Below are 12,481 nucleotides of genomic sequence, written 5' to 3'. Positions count from 1 at the left end.
ATCAGTTCAGTTTCACCAGAACCACCCGGCGGTTCTTGGCACGGCCCGCCTCGTCATCATTGCTGGCGACGGGCGCCATCATGCCGGCGCCGGCGGCGGTCAGCCGCTTGCCGTCGATGCCATATTTCGACACCAGCACCTTCTTGACCGCTTGCGCACGCCGCGACGACAGATCGATATTATAGTCGAAGGCGCCCTGATTGTCGGTGTGACCGACGACGATGACCGCCATATCGGGTTCGTTTGCCAGCAGCGTCGAAATCTCCTTAAGCGTTGGTTCCGATTCCGGCTTGATGACCGCCTTGCCGGTGTCGAAGACGATGCCGTAGAGTGAAATGCTGCCGGTGGCGGAAATCGAATCCGCCATCTTGGCCGCCTCGACGACCACCATTTTCTTGTCGCGCGCCTTGGGTTCCAGCACCTGCACAACGGCAACGGTGCGGCCGTTGAGTTCCTTGCAGTAGAGATCGTCGGTCAACGAATAGGTCTGTACCGTGATATAGGCGTCGCCGCCGTCCTGTGGCACCTTGGCCGAGAAATAGCGCTGGTCGTTGATGCCGGAAGCCAACGCGCAAGCGCCATTGGAGAATGCCGCGTCCTTGAGATCGCTTTCGTGGAAGGAATACATCGTCAGGCTCATGTCGCCGCCGCCGCCGCTCGACGAGCGGTCGGCAGCGCCGCCACATTCCTCCTTCTTGCATTCGAACAGGACTTCGCCGCCTGCTGCCTTGATCACATCCTGATAATTGCGCAGCACCTCGAGCGGCGAGCGCTCGGCCGGCAGCACATAGGCGATACGGGTCAGGGCACCCTCCACCTCGGCCTTCTTGTCCGGCGCGAAAACGCGATTGTTCATGGCGTCGCGCGCGTCCGGATCTGCGCTTGGCTTCAGGGGCGACAGCGGTACGCTGAAGTCGGTAAAGGCAAGCTTTGCGTAGGACACGATGAAAGAGCCTTCGTAGCGCTTGGCCAGTTGATTGTCGGCGGCGCCCCCGATATCGGCGGTCGGCACCGTCGCGTCGGCTGCCGCGAGCCGCAGTGTCAGCGCGAGAACAAGCCCCGCCCAGAAAAACCTCATGATTGTCGACTTTAATGCATGCATCGATCGATCCCCTCGCTTGATGATCGATGCTAGCAGAGCGGGTATGTCCAGTCGATGACGCCACTCAGGGCAGCCGCTCCAGCAGGATGGTCGGCGCATCGTGATAGAGGGTCTGCGTCAGCTCGGTATAGCCGCACTTCCTGGCGACGTTCAACGAGGCCGTATTTTCGGGATCGATGATGCAGACGGTTCTGGCACGTCCGAACGTCTGGTCGCCCCAGCCATGCACACGGCTGACGATCTCCGTGGCAAGGCCAGCGCCATGCGCGGCCGGAGCGAGCGCCCACCCCGCCTCGGGGATGCCTTCGATCGACGGCTCCATGTCGCGCTTCAGATCGTGGAACCCGGCCTCCCCGACGAAGCGGCCAGTCGCTTTCTCCTCGATGGCCCAGAACCCATAGCCCAACAGCGACCACAGGCCGGCGTGACGCAGGAAGCGCATCCAGCTTTCCTCACGCGTACGCGGCTTGCCGCCGATGAAACGGGTGACGACCGGATCGGCCCACATCGTGGCATAGGCATCGAAGTCGCCGAGCTGGTGTGGCCGCAGGATGGTTCGTGGCGTCTCGATGACGGGGGCGACAGTCGCTTGCGTCGGATTCATTGGATTTGCCTCGCGTTACGGCCTGCGGGTTAGCAAATCGACGGCGCCGTGCAAGAGCCAGGGAACCCAGGGACCGTCATCCAGGACGAAAGCGCGACGTCCGGCTGCCTTCACGACATCCGGGCAGCGCTTTGGGATTTTTGCGCGGCGGTGTTATTTTCGACGCGGGCTGATTCAGCAGCCCAAATTTTGAGGCGCCCAGTGCCGCCGATCCGAGGGAAACGAGCATGGACACCACCGACCTCGTGCTCGCCATCATCCACCATCTGCTGGTGTTCTCGCTGGCGGGGATCATCGGCGCCGAATTCGTGCTGATCCGTGGCGACCTGCCCGCCGCGACGCTCAAGCGGCTCGCCGGCATCGACCGCCACTACGGCATCATCGCCGCGCTCATCATCATCGTCGGCATCGGCCGTGTCGTCTGGGGGCTCAAGGGCTGGGAGTTCTACGTCCACAATTGGGTGTTCTGGGCCAAGATGGCGGCGTTCGGCATCGTCGGCCTGCTGTCGATCGTCCCGACCGTGCGTTTCATTTCCTGGAGCCGGCAGGCGAGTACCAATCCTTCCTTCGCCGTGCCTGTCGGCGAACTGGCCTCGGTGAAGACCTATATCCGCGCCGAGGCGTTCGTCTTCCTGCTGATCCCGGTCTTCGCGGCGGCGATGGCGCGTGGCTACGGCTACTGATCGTCGGCGGAAACCGTTTCAAGTGGAGCGATCGGCACCAGGGGTGCCGGAATGCTGGTCGTCTTCACCTCCGCCTTGCAGATATCGGCGATGACGCAGGCCGGACAATCCGGCTTGCGCGCCTTGCAGACATAGCGGCCATGCAGGATCAGCCAGTGATGGGCGTGGCGCATATATTCGTCCGGGATGATCCTCAACAATCCCTGCTCGACCTGTTCCGGGGTCTTGCCGGGCGCCAGGCCAAGCCGGTTGCCGATGCGCAGGATGTGCGTGTCGACCGCCATCGTATGTTGGCCGAAGGCCATGTTGAGCACGACATTGGCGGTCTTGCGCCCGACACCGGGCAGCTTGACCAGCTCATCGCGGTCGTCAGGCACCTCGCCGCCATGGTCGCGGATCAGCGCCTCCGACAGGGCGATGACGTTCTTGGCCTTGTTGCGCCAGAGACCGATGGTCCTGATAAAGTCGCCGACCCTGGCTTCACCGAGCGCCAGCATCTTTTGTGGCGTATCGGCAACCTTGAACAGGGCGCGCGTCGCCCTGTTGACGCCCGTATCGGTCGCTTGCGCCGAAAGCACCACGGCCACCAGCAGCGTGAAGGCGTTGACATGTTCGAGCTCGCCCTTGGGCTCCGGTCGCTGCACCGAAAAGCGCCTGAATATCTCGTGCACTTCCGTCGGGCTGTAGATCGATCTGGACCGCGCGGGCCTGGGGCGCGGTTTGGCGTTCGCGCCGACGCGCCGTCCGGGCAACAGTTCACTTTTGGGCAGGGACGAATCTTTGGACTTGGGGCGCGCCATTTCCCTCCTATAATAGTCTGTCATGAGCGACACAAACGCCTCGTTTCAGGCTGATGAGCCCTTTTTTCATGCATTGCTGACCCCACACCGGTCGCTGGGCAGGACGGGCTTCCTGATCCTGATGGGCGCGCTGACGTTCGGCTGGCTGGTGACGGGCGCGTTCTTCCTGTCCCGCGGCGCCTGGCCGGTGTTCGGCTTCTTCGGCCTCGACGTGATCGCCGTTTACATCGCCTTCCGCGTCAACTATCGGGCCGCCCGCGCCCGCGAGGAAGTGTCGGTCTCGCGAACCAGCCTCGATATCCGCAAGACGGCCCCCTCGGGAAAGTCGGAAGCGCACCGCTTCAATCCGTTTTGGGCTCGGTTTTCGATCGCCCGGCACGCCGAGATCGGCATCACCAGAATGACCGTGGAAGCACAGGGCCAGAACGTGCCGATCGGCGGCTTCCTCGATCCCGATTCCCGCGAGAGCTTCGCCACCGCCTTCGCGCGCGCTCTGGCGACCGCCAAGGCGCGCTAAGCAATTCCCAGAAAAGTGTGAAGCGGTTTTCCGTCCGCAATTGCGGCAAACAATGTGCTTCAGAAGCGATACCGCAGCAGCCTGCCGACCTTGCGCAGCGCCGGAATGTGTTTCCAAAGGCGGACGAACAGCTTGGCGGACCAGCCCATGCGGGCAGCGTGCTCGGGCTTGTAGGCCGAAATATCCTCGATGAACCGCAGCTTCGGAACCGCTAGTTCCAGCTCGTGCGGGTCGTCGATCGCCCAGTGGACCTCGGCGCCCGTCGCCTTGATCGTCGGATTGAGGCGAAGCAGCGTCAGGCCGAAACGGCTGTAGGCGTCGAAGATCAGTTCGCCGCCGGCAAGATGCGAGACAAGCCGTGAAAGCAGGCGCAGCCCTTCGTCGGCGGGGAGATAGGGCGTCAATCCCTCCGCCACCACGATGGCCAGGCGGTTGCGAGGCACGTCGGCCAACCAGCCGGGCTCGGTCACCGACGAAGCGATGAGGTGGTAATGGTCGCGGGACGGGTAGAGCTTGCGCCTGAGTTCGATCACTTCGGGATAGTCGATATCGAACCAGTCCACCCACGGTGGAGGATCGACCCGGAAGATGCGGGTATCAAGCCCGCAACCCAGATGCAGCACGATGGCGCCAGGATTTCTGGCCAGAAAATCCTCGACGCGGACGTCCAATGTCTTGGCTCGGATCGCCAGGCCGATGCCGAGATTCTCGTCGACCTTGAGCCTGGCGAAATCATAGTCGATCTTGCGCAGCGCCGCGTCGGCGAAATGGTCCCCGAGCAGCGACTGGGGCATCCTGCTCTCCAGCGCCTTGCCGTACAGGGTCATGAGCAAGGTCTCTTTTGCTCCCGTCAAATGTACTTTTTCGCCAACCATGAGCGGCTCCCGGGCTCGAATCCCCAGTCTATCTGGGCAGGTGCTGCAAGAAGGCAAGTTTCGGGTGGCGATCGGCGCCCCAAGGGGCGATATTCCCGCCCAAGGAGACAGGTCCATGAGCACACACACGGCAGTCCTCAAGAGGGACATCACGCCCAAGGGCAGCGACTACGAAATCGTGCGCCGCGCCATCGAGAAGATCAGCCTCGACTATCGCGACCAGCCATCGCTGGAAGAACTGGCCGAAGAGGTCGGCGAGACGCCGACCGGCTTGCAAAAACTCTTCACCCGCTGGGCCGGTCTGTCGCCCAAGGCCTTCCTGCAGGCGGTGACGCTGGACCATGCGCGCAAGCTGCTCGATTCCGGCATGCCGCTGCTCGAAACCTCTTTTGAACTGGGCATGTCCGGTCCCGGCCGGCTGCACGACCTGTTCGTCACCCATGAGGCGATGTCGCCTGGCGACTACAAGACGCGCGGCGCCGGCCTCACCATCCGCTACGGCTATCACCCCTCCCCATTCGGCACCGCCTTGATCATGGCCACGGACCGCGGGCTTGCCGGCCTCGCGTTCTCCGACGCCGGCGAGGAGCGCACCGCCTTCGCCGACATGTCGGGGCGCTGGCCCAACGCCCTCTATGTCGAGGACCGGGAAGCGACAGGCCCTTATGCCGCGCGCATCTTCGAGCCGACGTTGTGGCGCGCCGACCAGCCGCTGCACGTCGTCATGATCGGCACCGACTTCCAGGTCCGCGTCTGGGAAGCCTTGCTGCGGATCCCGATGGGCAAGGCCCGCACCTATTCCTCGATCGCCGCCAGCATCGGCGCGCCGAGCGCCAGCCGCGCGGTCGGCGCCGCCAACGGCGCCAACCCGCTCTCTTTCGTGGTGCCTTGCCACCGCGCCATCGGCAAATCAGGCGATCTTACCGGCTATCACTGGGGCCTGACCCGCAAGCGCGCCATCCTGGGCTGGGAGGCGGGGCAGATTTCGTCCTGAAATGTCGATTTTTAATTCCGGTTCCAAGGAATATATGAATATTCGGATTTTAAAGTATTAGTGCGAATCTTTTCGGAATCGCTGGATACAACCGGTGACAACCATCGGTTTCTTCATGACTGTTGTTTCGACACTTTATTTGAGTTTACGCTAAATTAACCATGCTAAAGCGATGATGACCCATATTAATTCGGGCGGTCCGACTTAATAGGAGGGTCTCTATGACGTTGTTTCGCACCACTGTCGGTGCAGCCTTGCTTTTCGCGTGCCTGGACCACGCCGCGATGGCCACAACGCAGAATGTCATTTTCAACGGCACGGTAACCGCGACCTGCACGCTCGTTGTCGGCTCCAACGGCACGATGACGGTGAGCCCCGACCTCCAGTCGCTGAGCTCGCACAACAGCGGCGGTTCGGCTGGAACAGTCACGCTCACCACCACCGGAGGTGTTTCGCTGAGCGTCGATCCGGTGACCCTCACCACCGTGCCGGCCGCCGACAGCACGGCCACCACCTGGACACCGACCTATTTGTCCAGCGGCGCCCACACGATCGCGGAAACGGGTTCCTCCACCGCCCTGACCGCCCCCGGCGCCGACCTTGTCTCGGTCCATCTCGCCGGCACCAAGGGTGGCAGCAACCGCTTCGCGAACGGCAACTATCAGGCAACCGTAACACTGCGCTGCGAATAGGCCGTCGCGAAGGAGGGATCCTTGAAACATGCTCTGAACCTGGCGGCGGCATTGGCCGCCGGATTGATGCCCATTGCCGCGGGCGCCCAGTCGATGTCGCCGATGCGGGGTGAGGTCAACAGTTTCACCGACGCCTTCGCGGTCCGCGTGTTCCCCGCCAATCCCTACGACCGGAAGATCAAGGTCGAAATCCACGTCTACGATCAGGATTTTCAGCCGGTGGACGCCAAGATCTCTCCAAGTGTCTTCCAATTGGGCTCGCAGGCTTCCCGCCCTGTCCTTGTGGTCGTGCCCTTCGGCGGCGCTGCCGAGCGTAAAGTGCGTATCTGTACCGAGAGCATCCCCTTTCCCAATCAACAGACGCAGATAAGGGCACAGATATGCGGAAAGTTTTTTGGGCACCGCAAGTCCTGACGCTGGCGCTCGCGGTTGCTGTGACCAGCACCGCTCCAACCCAGGCCCAGGAACAGATTTACAATCTCAACCAGAACGAGAACGGCTTCAACTTGCCCGGTGTCACTCTACCCCAGGGCCAGGACGAGGTTCACGCCGCGGATGGCACCACTTGCCGTTCCGCCGTTTCCGGTTCCGGTGCCTATGTCGATCTCGGCGTTATCAGAGGCAACAGCCAGACGAACAATGGCGTCGCCACCTATGGCCGGGTGGTGATCCCGATCGGCCGGACGCCGAAGCGTCTCGACTGCAGCCGGCTCTATGAACTCGAGGTGCAGCGCCTTCAGATGGAGCTAAAGCTGTTGAAGATGGGCGTCAATGTCGACGGCGGCACGACCGCGAGCGTGGCCGCAAGCGCTCCCGCCACCGCTGCCGCATCACCTGGATGGGCCAACGAAGGCTGGAGCATCAGGACCGGAAACAGCGATGGCAAGAAAAAGAAGAAGAAATAACCGGGCGCTGCTTGCGATGGCCGCACTCGCCGGTTTCTGCCTTCCGGCGCAGGCGGCGATCATCGGCACCTGCACCATCATGGTCGGGGCATCGGGCACGATGACCGCAAATCCGGCCATCGGCATACTGGGCTCCAAGCAGGCAGGCGGATCGAGCGCCAATGCCACCGTGGTGGCTAGCTCCCTGCTGTGCTCGATACTTAACCTGCTTGACTGTTATTCTGTTTCAGCGCCCGCGCCTGCCGCGTTCTCGTCGGCGCCGAGCGGCGGCGGCACCAACGTGACCTTCGCCTCGGTCTACCGCCTCGATGGCTCGGGGGTCGACAACAATGGGGGCGTGCCGCAAAGGGTCGTCAACGGCACCCACGCCATGCAGATCGACCTCACCGCCACCAAATCGAGCGGTATCTTCCCCGCCGGCAACTATCAGGGCATCGTCACCGTGCGATGCGAGTGAGGCAGCAAATCGCGCTGGACCATTCGCGTGGTCTGGCATCGAACGGCCTGGCAGGGTAGCTTCCCGTGCGTTCAGCAGGAGGCACTTTCTTGATAGTCGTTGTCGGCTCGATCAACCTCGACCTTATCGCCAACGTCGACCGCTTGCCGAGCCCCGGTGAGACGGTAAGCGGTTCCAGTTTCTCGACGGCGCCTGGCGGCAAAGGGGCCAACCAGGCATTGGCCGCCGCGCGTGCCGGCGCTCAGGTGCGCATGGTCGGCGCCGTTGGCAAGGACAATTTCGCACCCGAAGCACTGGCGTTGCTGCGCGAGGCCAAGGTCGACCTGTCTGGCGTGGGAGAGACCTTTGCCTCGACCGGCACGGCGCTGATCATGGTCGGCGACGACGGCGAGAACATCATCGCCGTGGTGCCCGGCGCCAATGCTTCCGTGGTGCCCGGCGACCTCTCCAAGGCTTTTCTGAAGAAGGGCGACGTCGTGCTGCTGCAGCATGAGATTCCGCTCGCGACGATCGATGCGGCACTCGACCAGGCAAGGACGGCCGGCGCGGTCACTGTCCTCAACACCGCCCCTTTTCATGGCGAGGCAGCCGCCTTCCTCGGCAAGGCCGACTACGCGGTCGCCAATGAGACCGAGTTCGACCTCTATGGTGAAGCGCTGGCCTTGAAGGGTCGCGATCGTGCGGCCCGCATGCGCGATTTTGCCGGGAAAACCGGACGCACCATCGTCGTCACCCTCGGCGGCGATGGCGTGATGGCGGCGACACCGAGCGATTTCCTGACTGTTCCCGCGCTGAAGATCACGCCGGTCGACACGGTTGGGGCCGGCGACACGTTCTGCGGCTATTTCGCCGCCGGCCTGTCGTCGGGCCTCACGCTCGAACAGGCACTTGCGCGTGCCGGCGCTGCCGGCTCGCTCGCTTGCCTCAAGCCCGGCGCCCAGCCGGCGATCCCGCTGGCGAAAGACGTCGACCAGGCCTTGCAAGAGGCCCGTTGAAATGATGCGCCCCCGCACGAAGCATGCCGTACCCGCGGCCAGCGACATCTGTCGCCTGTCGGCTGTCAAACTCGTCGACGCGATCCGCCGAAAGAAACTCTCCGTGCGCGAGGTGGTGACGGCTTTCCTGGACCGCATCGATGCGGTCAACCCGCAGGTCAACGCCATCGTCTCGCTGCGAGACCGCGCCGATATCCTGCGCGAGGCCGACGCCGCCGATATCAGGCGGACGGATGGAACCGGCGCGCTCTTTGGCCTTCCCATCGCCATCAAGGACCTTGCCTCCACAACGGGCCTCAGAACCTCGTTCGGCTCGCCGATCTTCGCCGATTTCGTGCCGCAAGAAGACGATTTCTTCGTCGAACGCATCCGCGACGCTGGCGCCATCATCATCGGCAAGACCAATGTTCCCGAATTCGGGCTCGGCTCCAACACCTACAACAACGTCTTCGGGCCAACGCTGAACGCCTTCGATCCGGCGCTGACCGCCGGCGGCTCGAGCGGCGGCGCGGCGGTGGCGCTGGCGCTGGACATGGTGCCGGTCGCCGATGGCAGCGATTTCGGCGGTTCGCTGCGCAACCCGGCTGCCTGGAACAATGTCTACGGCTTTCGGCCATCGCAGGGGCTCGTGCCCGGCGGTCCCGACTTCGAGGTTTTTCACGCGCAGATGGGCGTCGAGGGGCCGATGGGCCGCAACGTCGCCGACATGGCGCTGTTGCTCGACGTGCAGGCCGGTTACCATCCGCAAGCGCCTCTCTCCTATGAAAAGCCGGGATCCTTCCTCGAAGGGCTCGCGCCACCGGCGACCGGCGGCCGCGTCGCCTGGCTCGGCGATCTCGGCGGCCATCTGCCGGTCGAGCCCGGCATCCTCGACCTGTGCGAGGCAGCGCTGGCACGGTTCACGGATGCATCCTTCCGGACCGAGCCCTTGCGTCCGGATTTCGATTTCGAGGCACTCTGGCAGGCCTTCGTGACGCTGCGCCAGGCCAGCAGCGGCTGCGCGCTGAAAGTGCACTATGACGATCCCGCTAGGCGCAGGCTGCTGAAGCCGGAAGCCGTCTGGGAGGTGGAAAACGCCATGCGGCTGACGGCGCCGCAGATTCGCGCGGCCTCGGTCATGCGCACGTCCTGGCACCGGATGCTACTATCGATCTTCGAACGCTTCGACCTCATCGCGCTGCCGACCGCGCAGGTCTTTCCCTTCGATGTCGGCACCCATTGGCCGCGCGAGGTCGCCGGGCGGGCAATGGACAGCTACCATCGCTGGATGCAGGTTTCGGCCTTCGCCACCTTGGGCGGTTGCCCGGCGGTCAATGTCCCGGTCGGCTTCGACGACAGGGCCCGGCCCATGGGCATGCAGTTGATCGGCCGGCCACGCGGCGACCTCGCCGTGCTGAAGGCCGCGGTCGCCTATGAGACGACCCTGCCCTGGCCGGCCGGCGCCTGAGCCACGTACGACGCGCGCCAGCTTGCTTCGCCCTCGCCGTCATGCATTGATTGTCGCCTAACAGGCCGCGACAGCGGCATTGCGAGGAAAAATCATGTCGCTGGAACTCTACGCCGCCTATGTTCTTGCTTGCATCGTCATCATCCTGGTGCCTGGGCCGACGGTCACGCTGATCATCGCCAACAGCATCCGCCACGGAACCCGTGCCGGCCTCGCCAACGTCGCCGGCACGCAGGCTGGCCTTGCCGTCATGATCGCCATCGTCGGCATTGGGCTCAACACGCTGATCGCGGGCATGGGCCACTGGTTCGAATGGGTCAGGCTGATCGGTGCGGCCTATCTGATCTGGATGGGCGTGCAGATGTTCCGCTCAAAGGGCACGCTGAACGCCGACGGAACCGCTCGGAAACCCCGCGGTGGCTTCTTCCTGCAGGGCTTGGCTGTGGCGCTCAGCAATCCAAAGACGCTGGTCTTCTTCGGCGCCTTCTTTCCGCAGTTCATCTCTCCCGCCGGCAACTACCCGCTGCAGATCGTCATCATGGGCCTCACCGCCATGATCTTCGCCGCCATGTCGGATTCGACCTATGCGCTGGCCGCCGGCCGCGCCGGGCGCATGCTCTCGGCCAGCCGCATCAAGCTCCTGTCGAGGATCAGCGGCAGCTTCATGGTCGGCGGCGGCCTGTGGCTGGCGTTTTCAAGGTCGAAGTAACGGCAGCCGAGGCCGGCGCCGCGTTAAAGCTGCGTCGGCGGCTGATTGAAAGTCTACTTTCCAGCTACCACATGAATCGACATTGAGGGATTCATGTTTTCACCGTCGACTTATGAGAGTTTGAAGAGGAACGCGCCAAGCGTGGTCTTCTTCTCCGGTTTTTTTGCGATAATGTTCATATTGGCCCAGAATAAGTGGGAGAATGACGCAACGCCGATTCGATCAGTTGACCCGATCAACGCGACGATCGAAGGCGTTTACTGGCACTGGACCAGCACGTCTCAATATGGATTGTTCCTGGAGAACAACGCTCTGGTTTTCGTTGACGACGATCGACCCCGCCTGATTGGCTCCCGTGTCAAAATTGAGCGCGTTACCCGCGACAATGGCTCCGTCTTCTACCGGTTTGCCGATTGAGGGGCTGTTCGTCGTGTGCCGACACGCCATGAACTATCAGGTCAGACTGCTCAATCTAAAGCCGCCCCAACCTCTCCACCAGCAGCGCGAAAAACCCATCATGGTCGATGTCGCGCATGACCATGGCGTTCTTTTCCCGCTTGGTGACACCCCACCAGTCGACCACGGTCATGCCCATGGTCAGTTCTGAGGCGGTCTCCACGCTGACGTTGCAGTGGCGGCCCTTGAACAGCTCCGGCTTCAAGAGATAGGCGATGACGCAGGGGTCGTGCAGCGGCCCGCCGTCAGTGCCGTATTTGCCCTCGTCGTAGCGTTCGAAGAACTCCAGCATCTCGGCGGTCGCGGTGCCGACCTTGGTGCCCAGTGCGCGAAAAGCCTGTATGCGCTTGGTGGTGGTCAGCGCCTTGTGGGTGACGTCGAGCGGCATCATCACGATCGGGATGCCGGACTTGAACACCAGGTCGGCGGCCTGCGGATCGACATAGATGTTGAATTCGGCCGCGGGCGTAACGTTGCCGCCCTCGAAGAAGCCGCCGCCCATAAGCACGATTTCCTTGATGCGCGGTGCGATGCGCGGTTCGCGGATCAATGCCAGCGCTATGTTGGTGAGCGGCCCGAGCGGGCAGAGCGTGATGGTGCCGCTCTCTTCCCGCATCAGCGTCTCGACGATGAAATCGACGGCATACTGCGCCTGCAGTTGCATCGTCGGTTCGGGCAGCTGCGGCCCGTTGAGGCCGGTCTTGCCATGCACTTCCTCGGCGGTGACCAATTCGCGCGCCAACGGACGGATGGCGCCGGCATAGACCTTGACGTCCGGCCGACCGGCCAGTTCGCAGATCTTGCGGGCGTTCTTTTCGGTCAGTTTCAGCGGGACGTTGCCGGCAACGGCGGTGACGCCGACGATGTCCAGTTCGCTACTGCCGAGCGCCAGCAGAATGGCGACGGCATCATCCTGGCCGGGATCGGTGTCGATGATGATCTTGCGTGGTTGGGGCATTTGAATTCCTTGTTTAGCGGGCCATCAGCTCACCGGGCCGATCGTGCGCCCGAAAGACGCCAACCGGCTGCAAGCTGCCGAGCCGCTTGACGGGGAACGGTCCCGGCCTGCGCGCTTCTCGTTGCATCCGCGCGTCGTTTCAAGCGCCATGGCGATTATTCCTGTGAGTCCACGACCTGGTCTTTTTGGGCGGGTCTTTTGGTGGCTTGAACTTGGCCGCGGGGCGGACCATATCAAGACCATCGGGAAAAATGCCATCCGGGTTTTTCCAGTTTATGTCGCTCTTG

Annotated in this window: 16 protein-coding genes; 11 read left to right on the top strand and 5 right to left on the bottom strand. The window is 63.0% G+C overall.

Translation table 11 applies throughout. The features are described from left to right. Position 1: 1 nt before the first annotated feature. Positions 2-1,102 (bottom strand): OmpA family protein, encoded by a 1,101-nt coding sequence (locus EN808_RS01630; protein ID WP_245525015.1) that lies wholly within the window; start codon positions 1,100-1,102, stop codon positions 2-4. Between the two features lie 64 nt (positions 1,103-1,166). Next, positions 1,167-1,706, bottom strand: a complete 540-nt coding sequence (locus EN808_RS01625; RefSeq protein WP_127277115.1) for a GNAT family N-acetyltransferase — start codon at positions 1,704-1,706, stop codon at positions 1,167-1,169. Positions 1,707-1,933: 227 nt separating this feature from the next. Here EN808_RS01625 and EN808_RS01620 point away from each other — a divergent pair, with 227 nt between their 5' ends. Next, positions 1,934-2,389, top strand: coding sequence for a DUF2214 family protein (locus EN808_RS01620; protein ID WP_127277113.1), 456 nt, complete (start codon positions 1,934-1,936; stop codon positions 2,387-2,389). On the opposite strand, the gene nth is transcribed toward EN808_RS01620, so the two are convergent. After that, entirely contained in the window at positions 2,383-3,189 is an 807-nt protein-coding gene (gene nth, locus EN808_RS01615; RefSeq protein ID WP_135914993.1) for an endonuclease III, read from the bottom strand. The genes EN808_RS01620 and nth overlap by 7 nt on opposite strands. A gap of 22 nt (positions 3,190-3,211) precedes the next feature. On the opposite strand from nth, the gene EN808_RS01610 reads away from it, so the two are divergent. Further along, positions 3,212-3,706: a DUF2244 domain-containing protein gene (locus tag EN808_RS01610; protein WP_127277108.1), complete on the top strand. Its 495-nt coding sequence runs from the start codon at positions 3,212-3,214 to the stop codon at positions 3,704-3,706. Positions 3,707-3,765: 59 nt separating this feature from the next. On the opposite strand, the gene EN808_RS01605 is transcribed toward EN808_RS01610, so the two are convergent. Continuing rightward, positions 3,766-4,581 (bottom strand): class I SAM-dependent methyltransferase, encoded by an 816-nt coding sequence (locus tag EN808_RS01605; protein ID WP_127869982.1) that lies wholly within the window; start codon positions 4,579-4,581, stop codon positions 3,766-3,768. Positions 4,582-4,696: 115 nt separating this feature from the next. On the opposite strand from EN808_RS01605, the gene EN808_RS01600 reads away from it, so the two are divergent. The 9 genes from EN808_RS01600 to EN808_RS01560 all read left to right on the top strand — a co-directional run bounded on the left by EN808_RS01600 (position 4,697) and on the right by EN808_RS01560 (position 11,197). Then, positions 4,697-5,575 carry a bifunctional helix-turn-helix domain-containing protein/methylated-DNA--[protein]-cysteine S-methyltransferase gene (locus EN808_RS01600; protein WP_127277104.1) on the top strand — a complete coding sequence of 293 codons (879 nt, stop codon included), beginning with the start codon at positions 4,697-4,699 and terminating at the stop codon, positions 5,573-5,575. A 221-nt stretch (positions 5,576-5,796) separates the two neighbouring features. Beyond that, positions 5,797-6,267: a hypothetical protein gene (locus tag EN808_RS01595; RefSeq protein WP_127277102.1), complete on the top strand. Its 471-nt coding sequence runs from the start codon at positions 5,797-5,799 to the stop codon at positions 6,265-6,267. Positions 6,268-6,288: 21 nt separating this feature from the next. Next, a complete protein-coding gene (locus EN808_RS01590; RefSeq protein WP_127277100.1) occupies positions 6,289-6,681 on the top strand; it encodes a hypothetical protein in 393 nt (130 codons plus the stop codon). Next, on the top strand, positions 6,648-7,172 hold the full coding sequence (locus EN808_RS01585) for a hypothetical protein (protein ID WP_127277098.1): 525 nt from the start codon (positions 6,648-6,650) through the stop codon (positions 7,170-7,172). The genes EN808_RS01590 and EN808_RS01585 overlap by 34 nt, the downstream gene beginning before the upstream one ends. Continuing rightward, on the top strand, positions 7,147-7,629 hold the full coding sequence (locus EN808_RS01580; RefSeq protein ID WP_127277096.1) for a hypothetical protein: 483 nt from the start codon (positions 7,147-7,149) through the stop codon (positions 7,627-7,629). Before EN808_RS01585 ends, EN808_RS01580 begins: the two co-directional genes overlap by 26 nt. An 89-nt stretch (positions 7,630-7,718) precedes the next feature. Then, positions 7,719-8,624 (top strand): ribokinase, encoded by a 906-nt coding sequence (locus EN808_RS01575; RefSeq protein ID WP_135914992.1) that lies wholly within the window; start codon positions 7,719-7,721, stop codon positions 8,622-8,624. Between the two features lies 1 nt (position 8,625). After that, positions 8,626-10,071: an amidase gene (locus EN808_RS01570; protein ID WP_127281086.1), complete on the top strand. Its 1,446-nt coding sequence runs from the start codon at positions 8,626-8,628 to the stop codon at positions 10,069-10,071. Positions 10,072-10,165: 94 nt separating this feature from the next. Continuing rightward, positions 10,166-10,780: a LysE family translocator gene (locus EN808_RS01565; protein ID WP_127869987.1), complete on the top strand. Its 615-nt coding sequence runs from the start codon at positions 10,166-10,168 to the stop codon at positions 10,778-10,780. A gap of 93 nt (positions 10,781-10,873) precedes the next feature. Then, complete coding sequence (locus EN808_RS01560) at positions 10,874-11,197, top strand: hypothetical protein (RefSeq protein ID WP_135914991.1); 324 nt, start codon at positions 10,874-10,876, stop codon at positions 11,195-11,197. Between the two features lie 55 nt (positions 11,198-11,252). Here the strand turns inward: EN808_RS01560 and EN808_RS01555 are convergent, their stop codons facing one another. Next, a complete protein-coding gene (locus EN808_RS01555; protein ID WP_127280991.1) occupies positions 11,253-12,194 on the bottom strand; it encodes a nucleoside hydrolase in 942 nt (313 codons plus the stop codon). Positions 12,195-12,481: the final 287 nt, after the last annotated feature.

It is taken from the genome of Mesorhizobium sp. M8A.F.Ca.ET.165.01.1.1 (genome assembly GCF_004792065.1).
GTDB lineage: Bacteria > Pseudomonadota > Alphaproteobacteria > Rhizobiales > Rhizobiaceae > Mesorhizobium.
This window is presented reverse-complemented; position numbering and strand designations above follow the sequence as displayed.

Excerpts from the sequence above, each read along its gene's own strand:
- EN808_RS01555 (WP_127280991.1), bottom strand. The coding sequence starts at position 12,194 with ATGCCCCAACCACGCAAGATCATCATCGACACCGATCCCGGCCAGGAT.
- EN808_RS01630 (WP_245525015.1), bottom strand. The coding sequence starts at position 1,102 with ATGCATGCATTAAAGTCGACAATCATGAGGTTTTTCTGGGCGGGGCTT.
- EN808_RS01565 (WP_127869987.1), top strand. The coding sequence starts at position 10,166 with ATGTCGCTGGAACTCTACGCCGCCTATGTTCTTGCTTGCATCGTCATC.
- EN808_RS01595 (WP_127277102.1), top strand. The coding sequence starts at position 5,797 with ATGACGTTGTTTCGCACCACTGTCGGTGCAGCCTTGCTTTTCGCGTGC.
- EN808_RS01580 (WP_127277096.1), top strand. The coding sequence starts at position 7,147 with ATGGCAAGAAAAAGAAGAAGAAATAACCGGGCGCTGCTTGCGATGGCC.
- EN808_RS01585 (WP_127277098.1), top strand. The coding sequence starts at position 6,648 with ATGCGGAAAGTTTTTTGGGCACCGCAAGTCCTGACGCTGGCGCTCGCG.
- EN808_RS01620 (WP_127277113.1), top strand. The coding sequence starts at position 1,934 with ATGGACACCACCGACCTCGTGCTCGCCATCATCCACCATCTGCTGGTG.
- EN808_RS01560 (WP_135914991.1), top strand. The coding sequence starts at position 10,874 with ATGTTTTCACCGTCGACTTATGAGAGTTTGAAGAGGAACGCGCCAAGC.
- nth (WP_135914993.1), bottom strand. The coding sequence starts at position 3,189 with ATGGCGCGCCCCAAGTCCAAAGATTCGTCCCTGCCCAAAAGTGAACTG.
- EN808_RS01610 (WP_127277108.1), top strand. The coding sequence starts at position 3,212 with ATGAGCGACACAAACGCCTCGTTTCAGGCTGATGAGCCCTTTTTTCAT.
- EN808_RS01605 (WP_127869982.1), bottom strand. The coding sequence starts at position 4,581 with ATGGTTGGCGAAAAAGTACATTTGACGGGAGCAAAAGAGACCTTGCTC.
- EN808_RS01600 (WP_127277104.1), top strand. The coding sequence starts at position 4,697 with ATGAGCACACACACGGCAGTCCTCAAGAGGGACATCACGCCCAAGGGC.
- EN808_RS01625 (WP_127277115.1), bottom strand. The coding sequence starts at position 1,706 with ATGAATCCGACGCAAGCGACTGTCGCCCCCGTCATCGAGACGCCACGA.
- EN808_RS01570 (WP_127281086.1), top strand. The coding sequence starts at position 8,626 with ATGATGCGCCCCCGCACGAAGCATGCCGTACCCGCGGCCAGCGACATC.